The sequence below is a fragment of the Kitasatospora sp. NPDC049285 genome (genome assembly GCF_040678815.1).
In the GTDB taxonomy this organism is placed as follows: Bacteria; Actinomycetota; Actinomycetes; order Streptomycetales; family Streptomycetaceae; genus Kitasatospora.
In genome coordinates, this window is record NZ_JBFAQR010000001.1 from 185,325 (window position 1) to 200,296 (window position 14,972).

A 14,972-nucleotide genomic window follows, 5' to 3' on the forward strand; every position below is an offset into this window, starting at 1 on the left:
GCCGCCCGGCGGCTCGCGCGGCGGCGAGGATGTCCCCTGACACCCCCGCCGCCCGCGCACCCGGAGGCCACCGTGGAACTGTTCCCGCCCCTGCCGCTGGAAACCTGGCGGGACACCAAGGAGACCCTGCACCGCTTCGCGCAGATCATCGGCAAGATCCGGCTGGCCGGCAGCGCCCGCCGCAACCACTGGTGGAACGTCGCCTTCCACCTCACCGGCCGCGGCCTGACCACCCGCCCCACCGGCCCGACCCGCGGCGGTGACGCCTTCACCGTCGACTTCGACCTCACCGACCACCGCCTGTACGTCCGCACCCTCGGCGGCCGGGAGGTGTCCTTCCCGCTGGCCGGCCGCTCCGTCGGCGCGTTCTACCGCGACACCCTGCGGGCGCTGATCTCCCTGGACATCGACATCGTCCCCGGCCACCCCTACCCGTACGACCTTCCCGACGCGCACCGGCCGTTCGCCGACGACCACGAACACCGCAGCTACGACCCGGCCGCCGTCACCACCTGCTGGCGGATCCTCAGCCAGGTCGGCCTGCTGCTCGAGGAGTACGCCAGCGGCTACTCCGGCAAGACCAGCCCCGTCCACCTGTTCTGGCACAGCTTCGACCTCGCCGTCACCCGCTTCTCCGACCGCGAGACCTCCCAGCCGGCCGCCGACGCAGTCACCCGCGAGGCCTACTCCCGCGAGGTCGTCTCGGCCGGCTTCTGGTTCGGCGACGACAAGGTGCCAGCCCCCGCCTTCTACTCCTACACCGCGCCCGAACCCGCCGGACTCGACACCAGCCCGCTGCGCCCCGCCGCCGCCCGGTGGTCGGCCTCCCACGGCAGCCACCTCGCCCTCCTGCCGTACGACGACGTCCGCGCCGCCGCCGACCCGTGGCGCACCGCCCGCGAGTTCCTCGACTCCGCCTACCGGGCCGGCGCCGATCTGGCCGGCTGGGAGCGCAGCCGCGAGTGCCCCGGTGGCATCACCGACGCCGAACTGCGCACCCTGCCGCAGGACTGAGCCGCCGCTGGTGCCGGTGCCCCTTCCTGTCGGTCCGTCAGTAGAAGTGCCGTAGCTGCGGCCAGAGTTGCGACCACGGGGCGACGGCGCCCGCGCACAGCAGGACCGGGGCGTGCTGCTCCTGGTTGCCCAGGCCGTGCCCGTTGTCCACCCGGGCGACCACCCGGCAGTCCGTGAAGTACCGCTCCACCTGCGGGTACGGCGCCGGGTGGAGCAGCAGCACCGGGCCGGTGGCCGAGTCCGGCGGCGGGCCCCAGTCCGCGAAGGACATGTGCCCCGAGTGCGCCTGCGGCAGGCCGTACCGTGCGCCGAACCGGTCGAGCGCGCCCGCCTCTCCGTAGTTGCTGGCGAAGACCACCGTGCGGGACCGCAGTTCGGGCGGCACCTCGGACCAGCCCGCGCCGACCGCCGCGGCCAGCTCCGGCCAACCGACCTGCTCGCCCTGCTCCGGGTAGATCCAGGTCACCGCCGGGAGTTGACGCTCCGTCAGCACGGGCAGCGTGATCACGGCGTTCACCAGCGCGCCCACCAGCAGCCAGCCGAGCAGCCGCACCCGGGCCCGGGCACCCCCGCCCGGCCCCCACACCCGCTGCGCGACCGGCTCGCACCCGGCGGCCGTCACCACCAGCAGCAGCGGCAGCGCGTAGTACGGCTTGCCGCCCAGCGCCACCACCAGCACGCAGAGCACCGGATACCCGAACGCGACCGCCCTGGCCCACCGCAGCTCCGGTTCGCGCAGCAGCCGCCGGAAGCCGGCGACCCAGACCGGGACCAGCACCGGCGACAGGTACAGCACCTGCATCGGCACGAAGGTCAGCCGGTTGGCCAGGCCGTCCTTGTCGCTGATGCCCGCCGCCACCGTCAGCTGCGGCCAGCCGTGCCGGGCCTGCCAGTACAGGTTCGGCAGCACCAGCACGCCCGCGAGCAGCGCCCCCGCCACGGGCCACGCACCGCGCAGCACCCGGCGCGGACCGGCAGCCGCGACCGCCGGGAGCAGCGCCGCGAGGAGCAGCAGCACCAGGTCCTTGTTCAGCAGCGCCACACCGGTGGCCGCGCCGACGCCGAGCCACCAGCGGCCGTCGCCGGTGCGCAGCAGCCGCAGCAGCAGGAGGCTGACGGCCAGCCAGGCGACCAGGTCGAAGGTCACGGTGGTCACCATGTGGCCCACCGCGAGCACCATCGAGGAGACCGCCCCGGCCGCCGCCGCCAGCACCTGGCCGGGTCGGCCCGCCCCCAACTCCCGTGCCACCACGGCCATCAGCACGATGGTCGCGGCGCACAGCAGGGCCGCGACCGCGCGCAGCCCCGTGGGCCCGTCGCCGAACAGCTCCGTGGACACCCGCGCCAACAGCGGGGTGAGCGGCGGCTGGTCGGTGTACCCCCACGCCAAGTGCCGTCCCGCGACCAGGAAGTACAACTCGTCCCGGTGGAACCCGTACCGCCCCGCCAGCGCCACCTGCACCGCGCCGACCGCCGCAGCGAGCGACAGCACCTCGCGGGCGGCGAACCGCGCCCGCGGCGCGGTCGGGTCGAGCGCACCCGGGCCGTCCACCGCTGGAACCGCACGGCCGACCTGCCGGTGGCCATCCCCCCGAACGTCCATGCGAGGAGTGTGGCAGACACCCCGGCCCGGCGCAGGCCCCGTGGCGGTGCCTTTGCCGAGCGGTGACCGAGCGGGCCGGCGGAGCGTCAGCCGGCGTCCTGCGACGGGCCGGTGCGGCGGCGGCGGACGGCGACGACCAGGGCGGCCCCGCCTGCGAGGACGGCGCCTGCCCCCAGGGCCAGCGGGGTCGCGGCGGAGCCGGAGCCGCCGGTGGTGGAGAGCGCGGTGGTGCTCGCCGACACCGACGGGGACGGCGAGCCGCTCGCGGTGGGAGAGCTGCTCGGCGTCTCGGAGGGCGACGGCGCCGGGGTCGGCGAGTCGACGGGTGACGGGGCGTCGGCCGTGGCGCTCGCCCGCGCGGCGGTGTCGTCCGCGACGGGGGACGAGGAGTGACCGGCGATGGCCGTCCGGGACGGTGCGGCGGTCGTCCGGGTCGGGGTGGCGGGAGCGGCGCCGCCGCCGTAGACGAACGTGGTCTGCGGGTAGTTGTACGAGTCGAGGCTGCCGGCGCCGTGCCCGTCCTGGTCGACCAGGCTGTACGCGGACACGCCGTTGGTGCCGACCTGGTAGGTGCCCGCGGGGGCCGACGGGCCCATGGCGATGCGGACGTGGACGGTGAGCGAGCCGTACGGCTGGATGGTCGCGGCCCCGCGCTCGTACAGGCTCCAGCCCATGCCGTCGCTGAAGTCGGAGGCGCGCCAGGCGCCGGTCGCCGGGTCCTGCCACTGCGCGTCGACCCCGCGGTGGCCGGCGTCGCGCTCGGTGCGGTTCCAGAAGCTGAGGTAGAGCGTGTCGACCTGGATCCGGTACGGCGAGGTGGACTTGACGGTGAAGGAGAGGGTGAAGCCGTCGCCGGTCGCCACCCGGGACGGGACGCCGCCGAGGGTGGTGGTGGCGGTGCCGTTGCCCGCCGCTTCGGCCGGCGTGGCCGCGGGCAGCGCGGCCAGCAGCAGGGCGGCGGCGGACAGCGACGTGCAGCGGATGACGCGAGGCGCCATGGAATCCCCCAGAGGTGACGGGCCCGCAATGATCGGCGGGTCGAGCAGCCGGGATACTAGCCCGCCGGGGACGGCCGGACGCCACAGGGTGCCCGTTCGATGCGCGGGTCGGCCGACGCGGTCGGCAAACGCTTTCCGATCGGGTGGGCGGCGGCGAGTCGCAGCATTGGTGCCGTGGTAGGCGATCTTTGCCTGACGGGGCGAAGGCTGCCGCGGTACCAGGGCCTGTCTTCAAGCTCCCGTCTGCCCCACGCCGAGAGCACGCACCAGACGACGCGGGGCTGCGACGGCAGTTTGACGACAGGCCCTAGGCTCGGAGGCTGTGACGAGTAGCCCGCAGCACGACGAAGACCTGTTCGCCCAGCTGGACCGGCTGGCCACCGAGGCGTACCGGCCGGAGCTGGCCGGGATCGACCGGCTGCCGACGGTGGAGATCGCGGCGCTGATGAACGGCGAGGACCGGCAGGTGCCGGCGGCGGTGGCCGAGGCGCTGCCCGCCATCGCCGCGGCGATCGACGCGATCGCCGAACGGATGGGCCGGGGCGGGCGGCTGGTCTACGCGGGCGCCGGGACGGCCGGGCGGCTCGGGGTGCTGGACGCCAGCGAGTGCCCGCCGACGTTCAACACCGCGCCGGGCCAAGTGGTCGGACTGATCGCGGGCGGCGAGCGGGCGATGACCGCCGCCGTGGAGAACGCCGAGGACGACCGGGACGCGGCCGTCGCCGACCTCGACGCGCTGCGGCTCACCGCCGACGACACCGTGGTCGGCATCTCCGCCTCCGGCCGCACCCCGTACGCGCTGGCCGCGGTCGAGCACGCCAGGGCGCTCGGCGCGCTCACCGTCGGGCTCTCGTGCAACGCCGGCTCCGCGCTGGCGGCCGCCGCCGAGCACGGCATCGAGGTGGTCGCCGGACCGGAACTGCTCACCGGGTCCACCCGGTTGAAGGCCGGCACCGCGCAGAAGCTGGTGCTCAACATGCTCTCGACGATCGCCATGATCCGGCTCGGCAAGACGTACGGGAACCTGATGGTCGACGTCCGCGCGACCAACGAGAAGCTCCGGGTCCGCTCCCGCCGGATCGTCGCGCTCGCAACCGACGCCGACACGCCGACCGTTGACGCCGCGTTGGACGCCACCGGCGGCCGGGTGAAGGACGCCATCCTGCTGATCCTCGCCGGCTGCGACGCCCCGACCGCCGCCCGGCTGCTCGCCGAGCACCACGGCCGGCTCCGGGAGGCGCTGCGGGCCGCGCTGTGACGGGTACTGTGGGCGGGTACGCGAACTGTGGACAGCAGTTCGAGTGTTGACCGATGTACGTTGGGGGATTTCGGTGCGCAATCGCCGACTCGTGGTTCCGGCTGCCCTGGTGGCGGCCGGTGTTGGTCTGACTCCCGGCGTCGCCGTGGCGGCGGGTCCCGGCGCGGCACCCGCTGCGCCGGTAGCGCCGGTTGCAGCGGTTGCGGCGTCCGCCGGGCAGGGGAGTGCCGGGCAGGGGAGCGCCGGAGCCGACCTCGGCCGGGCACTGCAGGGCAAGACGTACAGCAGCCCCGCCGATCGCACCGTGGTGGCGCCGAAGGCCGGCGCGGCCGCCCGCGGCCAGGGCGAGGCGCAGCCGCAGAGCGCGCCCGGCGACGCGTCCGTCACGGTCGGCCTGTCCGCCACCACCTGGGGTGCGCACGACATCGACCTGCGGACCTCCGTCCTCGACACCAAGGACGGCGCGCTGGAGATCACCGTCAACTGGGGTGACGGGACGTCGGAGACCTTCGCGGTGGACGCCCGCGCCTACGGCGGCGACAGCCGGACCACCCGGCACCGCTACCCCGGGGTGGGGATCTTCGGCGTCACGGTGACCGCGAAGGACACCACCAACGGGGTCGAGGCGAGCAACCAGGTCGCGGTCACCACCGGGGGCGCCGAGTTCACCCCGCACCGGCCGACCCGGGTGCTCGACACCCGCGATGGCACCGGCTACAGCCGGGCCAAGGTGCCCGCGCGCACCACGGTGGCGCTGAAGATCACCAGTGCGGGACAGGTCCCGGCGGGCGCCACCGCCGTCGCGATGAACGTCACGGTCACCGGCACCACCGGGCCCGGCCACATCTCGGTGGAGTCCGAGAAGGCCCTCGCCGAGAGCGCCGAGACCTCGAACCTGAACTTCGTGGCCGGGCAGACCGTGCCCAACCTGGTGCTCAGCAGGCTCGACGACAACGGGTTCGTGTACCTGTTCAACGCGGGCTGGGAGCCGGTCGACCTGATCGCCGACATCACCGGCTACTTCGCGCCCGCCCGCGCCGCCGGGTACCGGGCGGTGCCGCAGACCCGCGCCGTCGACACCCGCGAGGGCCTCGGGACGGCGCGCGGGCAGGTCGCCGGCGGGAACTCCTTCGACGTGCAGATCGCCGGCGCGACCGGCGTTCCGGCGGGCGCCACCGCCGTGGCGCTCAACCTGACGGTCACCAACCCGCAGGAAGCCGGTCACCTGACCGCCTACCCGGCCGGACAGGGCGTGCCGAACGCCTCCAACGTGAACTTCACGGCCGGCCAGACGGTCGCCAACGCGGTGATCGTGCCGATCGGCAAGGACGGCAAGATCTCGGTGCGCAACGGAAGTTGGCGCCCGGCGGACGTGGTGGTCGACGTGGTCGGCTACTACACGCCCGACAGCCGCGCGGCGTTCGTCCCGACCTGGGTGCCGTTCCGGATCGTCGACAGCCGCAAGACCAGCTGGGGCCGGCCGGCCGGGCCGCTGCCCGCCCGCAGCTACTTCGCGATGCGGCTGGAGAGCGACACCACCACCCCCGAGGTGGACGGGTGGGCGCTGAACACCACCGTCACCAACACCGGCGGACCGGGCTTCCTGTCGGTCACCCCCGACCCCAACTTCTGGTCCGACTACCAGAACGGCACCGCGCTCACGCCGCCGCGGCCGGTCTCCTCGACGCTGAACTGGACGGCCGGCGCGACCGTCCCGAACGTCGCGCAGACCCCGGGCGGCAAGGGCGGCATCGTCGACATCTGGAACCAGGGCTGGCAGGACACCGACTTCATGGTCGACCTGCTCGGCTACTACCAGAGCAGCTGAACCCCGGCCCCCGGCACCGGAGCTGACGATCCGTCAGTTCCGGTCCGGCGGCTCACAGTTCCTGCTCCGCCCAGATGGTCTTGCCGCGCGGGGTGTGCCGGGTGCCCCAGTTGCGGCACAGCTGGGCCACCAGCAGCAGGCCGCGCCCGCCCTCGTCGTAGGTGCGGGCCCGGCGCAGGTGCGGGGCGGTGCTGCTGCCGTCGGAGACCTCGCAGAGCAGCATTCCGCCGTCCCGGATCAGCCGCAGCCCGATCGGCGCCAGACCGTAGCGCACCGCGTTGGTGACCAGTTCGCTGACCACCAACTCGGTGACGAAACCGGTCTCTTCGAGACCCCAGTCGGCGAGCTTCGCGGTCACCAGCTTCCGCGCCCGCGCGACCTCGGACGGGTCGCGCTCCAGCGGCCAGTCCGCCACGTCGTCCTCGTGCAGCGCCCGGGTGCGGGCCAGCAGCAGCGCCACGTCGTCACTCGGCGGCCTGCCCGCCAGGGTGGCCGACAGCGCCCGGTCGCAGAGATCCTCCAGCGACGCGGCCGGGGTGGCGAGCGCCCGGGCGAGCCGGTCCAGGCCGAGCCCGGGATCGCCGCGCAGCTCGGAGGCGCGCAGCAGCCCGTCCGTGTACAGCGCCAGCACCGTGCCCTCGGGGACGGCCAACTCGGAGGCCTCGAAGGGGAGTCCGCCGAGTCCCAGGGTCGGGCCCGGCGGCAGCTCGGGGAAGATCACGGTGCCGTCCGGGGTGACCAGCGCCGGGCCGGGATGCCCGGCCCGGGCCAACGCGCAGGACCGCGAAACCGGGTCGTACACCGCGTACAGGCAGCTCGCGCCGACGCTGCCGCCCGCCCAGTCGTTGGCGCCGCCCTCCGGCAGCTCGTCGCGGTCCACCCGCAGCACCAGGTCGTCCAGGTGGGTCAGCAACTCGTCCGGCGGCATGTCGATGTCCGCCAGCGTGCGGACGGCGGTGCGCAGCCGGCCCATCGCCGCGGAGGCCGCCACCCCGTGCCCGACCACATCGCCGACCACCAGCGCCACCCGTGCGCCCGACAGCGGGATCACGTCGAACCAGTCGCCGCCCACGCCCTCCCGGCCGTTCGCCGGGAGGTAGCGGAACGCCACCTCCACCGCGGCCTGCCGCGGCGTGCTGCGCGGCAGCAGCGAACGCTGCAAGGCCAGGGCGGTCTCGCGCTGGTGGGTGTACTGGCGGGCGTTGTCGATGGACAGCGCGGCCCGCGCCGTCAACTCGGTGGCGAGCAGCAGGTCGTCGTCGTCGAACGCGTCCGGCGTCCGATGCCGCAGGAAGATCGCCACGCCCAGCGTGGTGCCGCGCGCGGTGAGCGGCGCGAGCAGGGCCGAGTGGATGCCGAACTCGTCGGCCAGATCCGCCCGTTGAGGCTCCTGGACGAGCCACGAGCGGATCGCCGGGTCGCGGTAGTCGGTGCGCAGCGGCCGGCCCGAGGTGAGCACCTGCGACATCGGGGAGTCCGGGCCGATCGCGTCGGTGGTCCCGATCCGCACCGCGGACTCCGGGCAGTGCGGCAGGACCGACTGCTGCGCCACCCGGTAGAAGACCAGCCCGGCGTGCGACGGGGCGCCGCCGCGGAACACCGAGTCGAGCAGGTCGATGCCGACGAAGTCCGCGAAGCCCTCGGTGGCGACGTCGGCCAACTCCTGTGCGGTCCGGTCGACTTCGAGGGTCGAGCCGATCCGCAGCCCGGCCTCGGAGAGCAGCGCGAGCCGCCTCCTGGCCCGGTCCTCGGCACCGGCCGCGGTCCCACCGGGCGCTGCGGCGACCGGAGCCGACCGGGCGTCGGCGGAGAGCGGACGCGCCGTCAGCACCCAGCCGAGGCCGGACTCGGGGGTCCGCAGCGGAACGACGCCCAGCTCCACCGCGACCGGCTCCTCGCCGCTCCGGCCGAGCCGGACCATGCCCGTGAAGGTCGACTGCCGGGACAGCGCGTGCAGCAGCTCCGGCGGGGGGTCGCCCGCCAACAGATCGGTCGCGGTACGCCCCAGGGCCCGTCGGGCGGAGAGGCCGAGCAACTCCTCGGCCGCCGCCGACCAGCCGGTCACCCTGCCCCGGCCGTCCACGGTGGCCGTCGCCGCCCGGCCGGGAACTCGCGTCGCCATGTCCGGACGACCCCCTTCGGAACGGCAACTCCCGGCCAGGGCCCAGCATGACCCGCGGACACCACCGGTCCAACGCGCCACGCCGGGCCGAACGGCCACCGGCCCCGTCCGGAGGCACGGCCGTTCGGCGGTGCGGGTGAGGCCTCATGGCCCGCCGCGAGCCGGACCCGTACGGTACGTGCAGTGGAGCTGTCCGCCATCCGGGCGAACTCCCCCGCGGAGCGGGGAGTGCGGGGGCGGAGGTACCGAGAGACAGAGGGGACAGGCATGGGTTCAGCGCAGAACGCAGGCACCGTGGCGCAGTCGGGGCAGTCGGGGCGGTCAGGGCAGTCGGGACGGGGGACGGGCGGTGCCGCGTCCGGACCGGGGCGGGCGGAGTCCGCGGCCAACTTCCTCGCGGCGCGGGAGGTGCTGTTCCGGCACCGCACCGACTACCAGGCGGCGCGGGAGGAGTTCCGCTGGCCGGAGCTGGGCGAGTTCAACTGGGCGCTCGACTACTTCGACCCGATGGCGCGCGGCAACGACGCGACGGCGCTGTGGGTGGTCGACGGCGACGGCGGCGAGCGGATCCACAGCTTCGACGCCCTGGCCAAGCGCTCCGACCAGGTCGCCAACCACCTGCGCGACCTCGGGCTGCGACGCGGCGACCGGGTCCTCGTGATGCTCGGCAACGTCAGCGAACTCTGGGAGGTGATGCTCGGTGCGATCAAGCTCGGCGTGGTGCTGATCCCGGCCACCCTGCTGCTCTCCGCCGAGGACCTGGCCGACCGGCTGGAGCGCGGCGAGGTCCGGTCGGTGATCGCCGCCGCCGAGGTCGCCGACCGCTTCACCGGCCTCCCGGGCGCGCCGCTGCGGATCGCCGTCGGCACCGACACGCCCGAAGGCTGGCACCCCTACACGGCGGTCGACGGCGCCTCCGCGGACTTCACCCCGGACGGCCCGACCCTGGCCACGGACCCGCTGCTGCTGTACTTCACCTCCGGCACCACCTCCAAGCCGAAGCTAGTCGAGCACACCCACGCCTCCTATCCGGTCGGCCACCTCTCCACCCTGTACTGGATCGGCCTGCGCCCCGGCGACGTGCACCTCAACATCTCCTCGCCCGGCTGGGCCAAGCACGCCTGGAGCAACTTCTTCGCACCGTGGAACGCCGGCGCGACCGTCCTGGTCTTCAACTACGCCCGGTTCGACGCCGCCCAGCTCCTCGACGTGATCACCCGCTGCCGGGTCACCGCGCTCTGCGCCCCGCCCACCGTGTGGCGGATGCTGATCCAGGCCGACCTGGCCTCGCACCGCACCGAGCTGCGCGAACTCGTCGGCGCCGGCGAGCCGTTGAACCCCGAGGTGATCGAACAGGTCCGCGCCGCCTGGGGCCTGACCATCCGGGACGGCTTCGGCCAGACCGAGACCACCGCCCAGGTCGGCAACACCCCCGGCCAGCCCGTCCGGCTCGGCTCGATGGGACGGCCGCTGCCCGGCTACCACGTCGCACTGCTCGACGCCGACGGGAAGCCCGCCGAGGAAGGCGAGTTGAGCCTCGACCTGGCCCGCCGCCCACTCGGCCTGATGACCGGCTACCGCGGCGACGAGGAGCGCACCGCCGAGGCGATGCGCGACGGCCACTACCGCACCGGCGACGTCGCCGCCCAGGACGCCGACGGCTACATCACCTACGTCGGCCGCGCCGACGATGTCTTCAAGGCCAGCGACTACCGGATCTCCCCGTTCGAGCTGGAGAGCGTCCTGATCGAGCACCCGGCCGTCGCCGAGGCCGCGGTCGTCCCGTCACCCGACCCGGTGCGCCTGGCCGTTCCCAAGGCGTACGTCCTGCTGGTCGACGGGAAGACCCCGAGCCCCGAACTCGCCCGCGACATCCTCGCGTTCACCCGCGAGAAGCTCAGCGCGTACAAGCGGATCCGCCGCCTCGAGTTCGGCGACCTGCCGAAGACCATCTCCGGCAAGATCCGCCGCGTCGAACTGCGCACCCACGAGGCACAGCGCACCGAGGAACGCCACCCGAACGAGTACTGGGACAGCGACTTCCCCGACCTGCGACAGGCCTAGCGGCCGGCCGGGCGGGCCAAGACTTAACGGCAGGGCCGGCCTGGCGGCAGCGCCAATTGGCGAGGCCGAACGGCAAGGCCTTGCGGCAGCGCCCTGGCAAGGTCGGCCGGCAGGGCCTTGCGGCACGGCCTAATGCCAGCGCCAATCCGCAAGGCCGAGCGGCAGCGCCTGTCGGCAAGACCGAACGGCACGCCTATCGGCAAGGCCTGGCGGCAGCGCCTGTCGGCAAGGCCGAACGGCAGGGCCCAGCGCCAGCGTCTGTCGGCGAGGCCGAACGGCAAGCCAGGGCGGGGCCGGTGACGTGCCGGAGGGGGCGCTCGGAAAGCGTTTGCTGAGTGCCCCCCGGCGGGCGGTAGCATCCGTTTCACTTCCGGGCGTGGGCGCAGAGGCAGCCGCCGCCGCCTTCGCAAGGCGGAGCACGCCGGTTCGAATCCGGCCCCCGGGAGGCAGTAGGGGTGGGCCTCGTGTGCGCAGAGGCAGACGCGCCGGTCTGTAAAACCGGAACACGCCGGTTCGAATCCGGCCGGGCCCACCCTGCTTCGGCACAGTCACCCGCGGACAGCGGCGGGACCACAACCCGCCGCACCAGGGGACCAGATGAGCACGCCCGTGCCCGACGAGACGGAACTCGCCGCCCTCGACCGGACCCTCGGACGGCTGCGCGCGCTCCCCGCCGACCACCCGGTACGGCTGCGCGCCGAACGCGTCGCCGAGTCCTTCGTCCGCGACGGTCGCACCGGCCGCCGTCGGGAACGCCGCACCGCCACCGCCCGCGCCGACGCCGAGCTGCTCGCCGCCACCGCCACCGGCGCCACCGACCGCCGCGAGGACGCCCCGCTACCCGGCCCCGCACCGACCACCGCCGCCGCACCGGACCCCGGGTCACCCAGCCCTACCAAGCACGCCGCCTCCGCGACCGCCTCCGCCCTCGCGCCTGCGACCCTCGCGCCTGCGACCCTCGCTCCCGCGACCCTCGCTCCCGCGACCCTCGCGCTCGGCGAACTCGGCCGCAGCCAGCGTTGCTACGTCTGCAAGGAGCGCTACCGGCGGGTCGACTCGTTCTACCACCGGCTCTGCCCGGGCTGTGCCGCCGACAACACCGCCCGTCGCGGGCTCAGCACCGACCTGCGCGGCCGCCGTGCGCTGCTGACCGGCGGCCGGGTCAAGATCGGCTTCCAGCTGGCCCTGATGATGCTTCGCGACGGCGCCGAACTGACCGTCACCAGCCGCTTCCCGCACGACACGGTGCGCCGCTTCCGGGCCGCCGACGGCAGCGCGGAGTGGCTGCACCGGCTGCACGTGGTCGGCATCGACCTCCGCGACCCGCGCCAGGTTCTCGGCCTCTGCGGGCAACTGCGGTCCGACGGCCGGCCGTTGGACATCCTGGTGAACAACGCCGCGCAGACCGTCCGCCGGCTGCCCGAGGCGTACGCCCTGCTGGCCGCCGGGGAGCGGGGACCGGTGCCCGCACAGGTCGGCCACGCACCCGGGTTCCGTCCGCTGCCGGCGCTCACCGCGGCCTGGCCCGCCGCCGAACTGGCCCCGGCGGACCTGCTACCCGGCGAACTCCCGGTCCGGCTGCGGCCGGTGGCCGACGAGGCCGGGCTGCTGCCCGACACCGCCGCGGCCAACTCCTGGTCGGCGACGCTCGGTTGCCTCGACCCGGCGGAGGTGCTGGAGACCCAGCTGGTCAACGCCCTCGCCCCGGCGCTGCTCTGCGACCGCCTGCTGCCGCTGCTGGAGGCGTCCCCGCACCCGGCCAGGTACATCGTCAACGTGACCGCCGTGGAGGGCCGGTTCGCCGTCCGCAACAAGACCGCCGGACACCCGCACACCAACATGGCCAAGGCCGCGCTGAACATGCTCACCCGCACCAGTGCCGCCGAACTCGCCGCCCGCGGCGTGCACATGTGCGCGGTCGACACCGGCTGGATCACCGACGAGAACCCGGCGCCGAAGAAGAACCGGATCGCCGCCGCCGGCTTCCGCACCCCGCTCGACATCGTCGACGGCGCGGCCCGGGTGTACGACCCGATCGTCCGGGGCGAGGCCGGCGAGCCGCTCTCCGGCGTCTTCCTGAAGGACTATCAGGTCGCCGACTGGTGACCCGCCGACTCAGGCCGGCTGACGGTCCGACCGCGCCGTCGCCGCCGCGTCGGTCGCCACGTCCGTCGTCGCGTCCGCAGGCACCGGCCGGGCCGCGGGAGTGCGGGCGGCCGCGAGCAGGGCCACGGCGGCCGCGGCCAGGGCCGGCCAGCCCGTACCGGCCAGCAGGACCAGGACCGTGACGGCGGAGATCGCCGCGGCGAGCCGCAGCGCGCCCGGCAGCACCCGCGCCGCGGCCGCCGTGCAGCCCAGGTAGACCGCCAGGAAGAGCGCCGTCGGCACCGACACCAGCTGGTCGGTGCCGAGCACACCGTTGCCCACCAGCAGGATCATCGGGCCACCGGTCAGCGCGGTCACCGCGACGATCCCCACCGTGCCACGTCGCCCGCCACCGGCCGCGTCGCCGCCGCCGGGAACCGCACCGCGGGCCTTCCGCGGCAGCAGGGCCTCGGCCATCGCGGCCGCGCCGGTGAGGTAGGCGTTGGTCGCCGCCAGGGTCAGGGCGAGCGCCAGCACCACCGCGAGCGTCGGGCCCGCGGCGCCGATCGCCACCCGCAGCAGGTCCGCCAGCGGTACCGGCCCGCCCGCTCCCGCGCCCAGCACGCCGACGGTGGCCGCCGCCAGCCCCAGGTACACCAGCGAGGTCACCGCGAACGCGGCCAGCACCACCCGGCGCAGTTGCCGGCGCGGGTCGCGCAGCCGGGTGGTCAGCGGCGCCGCGGCCTCCCAGCCGACGAAGGCGAACATCAGCGGCGGCGCGGCCTGTGCGATCCCCGACCAGCCGTGCGGCGCGCACGGGTGCCAGTTCGCCGCCCGCGCGTGCGGCGCCGCCCCGAGCACCGCCAGCACCACCAGTGCGGCCAGCACCGCGACGAGGACGAGCTGCAGCTTCACCCCGGTCCGCACCCCGGCCAGCCGGACCGCCAGGACCACCGCCAGCAGGCCGAGCGCCGCCCAGATCGCCACCCCGTCCCCGGCACCGAGCATCGCCGCCGCGTACCGGCCTCCGATCAGGCAGACCACCGGCGCGCCGAGCACCACGCCGGCCAGGAAGCACCAGGCGGCCGCCGCCCCGGCCCGCTCGCCGAGCCCCGCCGCGGTGTACCGGGCGACCCCGCCGGTCGAGCCCAAGCGGGTGCCGAGGCCGCAGAAGACCGCCGCGATCAGGCCGGAGAGCACCAGCAGCGCCAGCCACAGCAGCAGGGAGGCCGGTCCGGCCAGCCGGGCGGCCAGGCCCGGCAGCAGCAGCAGACTCGGGCCGAGCAGCGCGCCGATGTACAGCGCGGACGCGCCGGTCGTGGAGAGGTACGAGCCGGAGGTGTCGGTCTTCGGACGGGAGGTCTCGGTCATGGCTCGATCATGGTCCCGATCGCGCGGCACGCGATGGCGAATCCAGCCCCGATCCGGCTCCGGAACGGCACATTCCACCGCGATCGGCCCGCTAGGGTGCACAGCATGCCGAACCAGCAGTACGACCGCATCGATCGTGCCATCCTGGAACACCTGCAGCGCCACGGGCGCACCGCCAACGTCGACCTCGCCGAGGCGGTCCGGCTCTCCCCGTCCTCCTGCCTGCGCCGCACCAAGGCCCTGGAGGCGGACGGCGTCATCGCCGGCTACCGCGCCGAACTCGACCGCGACAAGGTCGGGTTGGGCCTGACGGTGTTCATCGCGCTGACCGTCGACCAGCACTCCCGGGAGACCTCCCGGCAGATCGAACGGGCCCTCACCGCGATCCCCGCCGTGGTCGCCTGCCACGTGGTGTCCGGCGAGGCCGACTTCCTGGTCGAGGTCGCGGTGCCCGACCTCGCCACCTACGAACAGGTGCTGCTGGACGACATCCTGTCCATCGGCCCGGTCCGCGACGCCCGCTCCACCTTCGCCATCCGCACCGTGCTCAGCCGCGGCCCGCTGCCCGTCGACCGCTGGCCCGCGCGCCGCTGAGCGCTCGCGGCGGCGGTCGACGGCCCGTCAGCTGA

Annotated in this window: 10 protein-coding genes and 2 tRNA genes; 8 read left to right on the top strand and 4 right to left on the bottom strand. The window is 74.6% G+C overall.

The features are described from left to right. Nucleotides 1–72 precede the first annotated feature (72 nt). Nucleotides 73–1,014 (top strand): DUF5996 family protein, encoded by a 942-nt coding sequence (locus AB0K51_RS00830; protein WP_363448971.1) that lies wholly within the window; start codon nucleotides 73–75, stop codon nucleotides 1,012–1,014. A gap of 37 nt (nucleotides 1,015–1,051) precedes the next feature. Here the strand turns inward: AB0K51_RS00830 and AB0K51_RS00835 are convergent, their stop codons facing one another. Both AB0K51_RS00835 and AB0K51_RS00840 read right to left on the bottom strand, forming a co-directional pair. Next, the gene (locus AB0K51_RS00835) at nucleotides 1,052–2,617 is read right to left on the bottom strand and encodes a glycosyltransferase family 39 protein (protein ID WP_363448973.1); all 1,566 of its coding nucleotides are present in this window, start codon (nucleotides 2,615–2,617) and stop codon (nucleotides 1,052–1,054) included. Nucleotides 2,618–2,703: 86 nt separating this feature from the next. After that, nucleotides 2,704–3,615: a hypothetical protein gene (locus AB0K51_RS00840; RefSeq protein ID WP_363448975.1), complete on the bottom strand. Its 912-nt coding sequence runs from the start codon at nucleotides 3,613–3,615 to the stop codon at nucleotides 2,704–2,706. Nucleotides 3,616–3,937: 322 nt separating this feature from the next. Between AB0K51_RS00840 and murQ the strand changes: the two genes are divergently transcribed. Then, a complete protein-coding gene (murQ, locus tag AB0K51_RS00845; protein WP_363448977.1) occupies nucleotides 3,938–4,873 on the top strand; it encodes an N-acetylmuramic acid 6-phosphate etherase in 936 nt (311 codons plus the stop codon). Nucleotides 4,874–5,177: 304 nt separating this feature from the next. Then, entirely contained in the window at nucleotides 5,178–6,701 is a 1,524-nt protein-coding gene (locus AB0K51_RS00850) for a hypothetical protein (RefSeq protein WP_363448980.1), read from the top strand. A gap of 52 nt (nucleotides 6,702–6,753) precedes the next feature. Here the strand turns inward: AB0K51_RS00850 and AB0K51_RS00855 are convergent, their stop codons facing one another. Continuing rightward, nucleotides 6,754–8,823: a SpoIIE family protein phosphatase gene (locus AB0K51_RS00855; protein ID WP_363448982.1), complete on the bottom strand. Its 2,070-nt coding sequence runs from the start codon at nucleotides 8,821–8,823 to the stop codon at nucleotides 6,754–6,756. A gap of 267 nt (nucleotides 8,824–9,090) precedes the next feature. On the opposite strand from AB0K51_RS00855, the gene AB0K51_RS00860 reads away from it, so the two are divergent. The 4 genes from AB0K51_RS00860 to AB0K51_RS00875 all read left to right on the top strand — a co-directional run bounded on the left by AB0K51_RS00860 (nucleotide 9,091) and on the right by AB0K51_RS00875 (nucleotide 12,993). Continuing rightward, a complete protein-coding gene (locus AB0K51_RS00860) occupies nucleotides 9,091–10,887 on the top strand; it encodes an AMP-binding protein (RefSeq protein ID WP_363448984.1) in 1,797 nt (598 codons plus the stop codon). A gap of 369 nt (nucleotides 10,888–11,256) precedes the next feature. Further along, a tRNA-Ala gene (locus tag AB0K51_RS00865) sits at nucleotides 11,257–11,332 on the top strand. 12 nt (nucleotides 11,333–11,344) lie between these two features. Continuing rightward, a tRNA-Tyr gene (locus tag AB0K51_RS00870) sits at nucleotides 11,345–11,419 on the top strand. Between the two features lie 65 nt (nucleotides 11,420–11,484). Next, complete coding sequence (locus AB0K51_RS00875; RefSeq protein WP_363448986.1) at nucleotides 11,485–12,993, top strand: SDR family oxidoreductase; 1,509 nt, start codon at nucleotides 11,485–11,487, stop codon at nucleotides 12,991–12,993. Nucleotides 12,994–13,002: 9 nt separating this feature from the next. Here AB0K51_RS00875 and AB0K51_RS00880 read toward each other — a convergent pair whose 3' ends face one another. Then, nucleotides 13,003–14,343, bottom strand: coding sequence for an amino acid permease (locus AB0K51_RS00880; protein WP_363448988.1), 1,341 nt, complete (start codon nucleotides 14,341–14,343; stop codon nucleotides 13,003–13,005). A gap of 105 nt (nucleotides 14,344–14,448) precedes the next feature. On the opposite strand from AB0K51_RS00880, the gene AB0K51_RS00885 reads away from it, so the two are divergent. Next, nucleotides 14,449–14,937, top strand: coding sequence for an Lrp/AsnC family transcriptional regulator (locus tag AB0K51_RS00885; RefSeq protein WP_363448990.1), 489 nt, complete (start codon nucleotides 14,449–14,451; stop codon nucleotides 14,935–14,937). Nucleotides 14,938–14,972: the final 35 nt, after the last annotated feature.

Coding starts and splice junctions, on each gene's coding strand:
- AB0K51_RS00835 (WP_363448973.1), bottom strand. CDS start 2,617: ATGGACGTTCGGGGGGATGGCCACCGGCAGGTCGGCCGTGCGGTTCCA.
- AB0K51_RS00875 (WP_363448986.1), top strand. CDS start 11,485: ATGAGCACGCCCGTGCCCGACGAGACGGAACTCGCCGCCCTCGACCGG.
- AB0K51_RS00880 (WP_363448988.1), bottom strand. CDS start 14,343: ATGACCGAGACCTCCCGTCCGAAGACCGACACCTCCGGCTCGTACCTC.
- AB0K51_RS00885 (WP_363448990.1), top strand. CDS start 14,449: ATGCCGAACCAGCAGTACGACCGCATCGATCGTGCCATCCTGGAACAC.
- AB0K51_RS00860 (WP_363448984.1), top strand. CDS start 9,091: ATGGGTTCAGCGCAGAACGCAGGCACCGTGGCGCAGTCGGGGCAGTCG.
- AB0K51_RS00855 (WP_363448982.1), bottom strand. CDS start 8,823: ATGGCGACGCGAGTTCCCGGCCGGGCGGCGACGGCCACCGTGGACGGC.
- AB0K51_RS00840 (WP_363448975.1), bottom strand. CDS start 3,615: ATGGCGCCTCGCGTCATCCGCTGCACGTCGCTGTCCGCCGCCGCCCTG.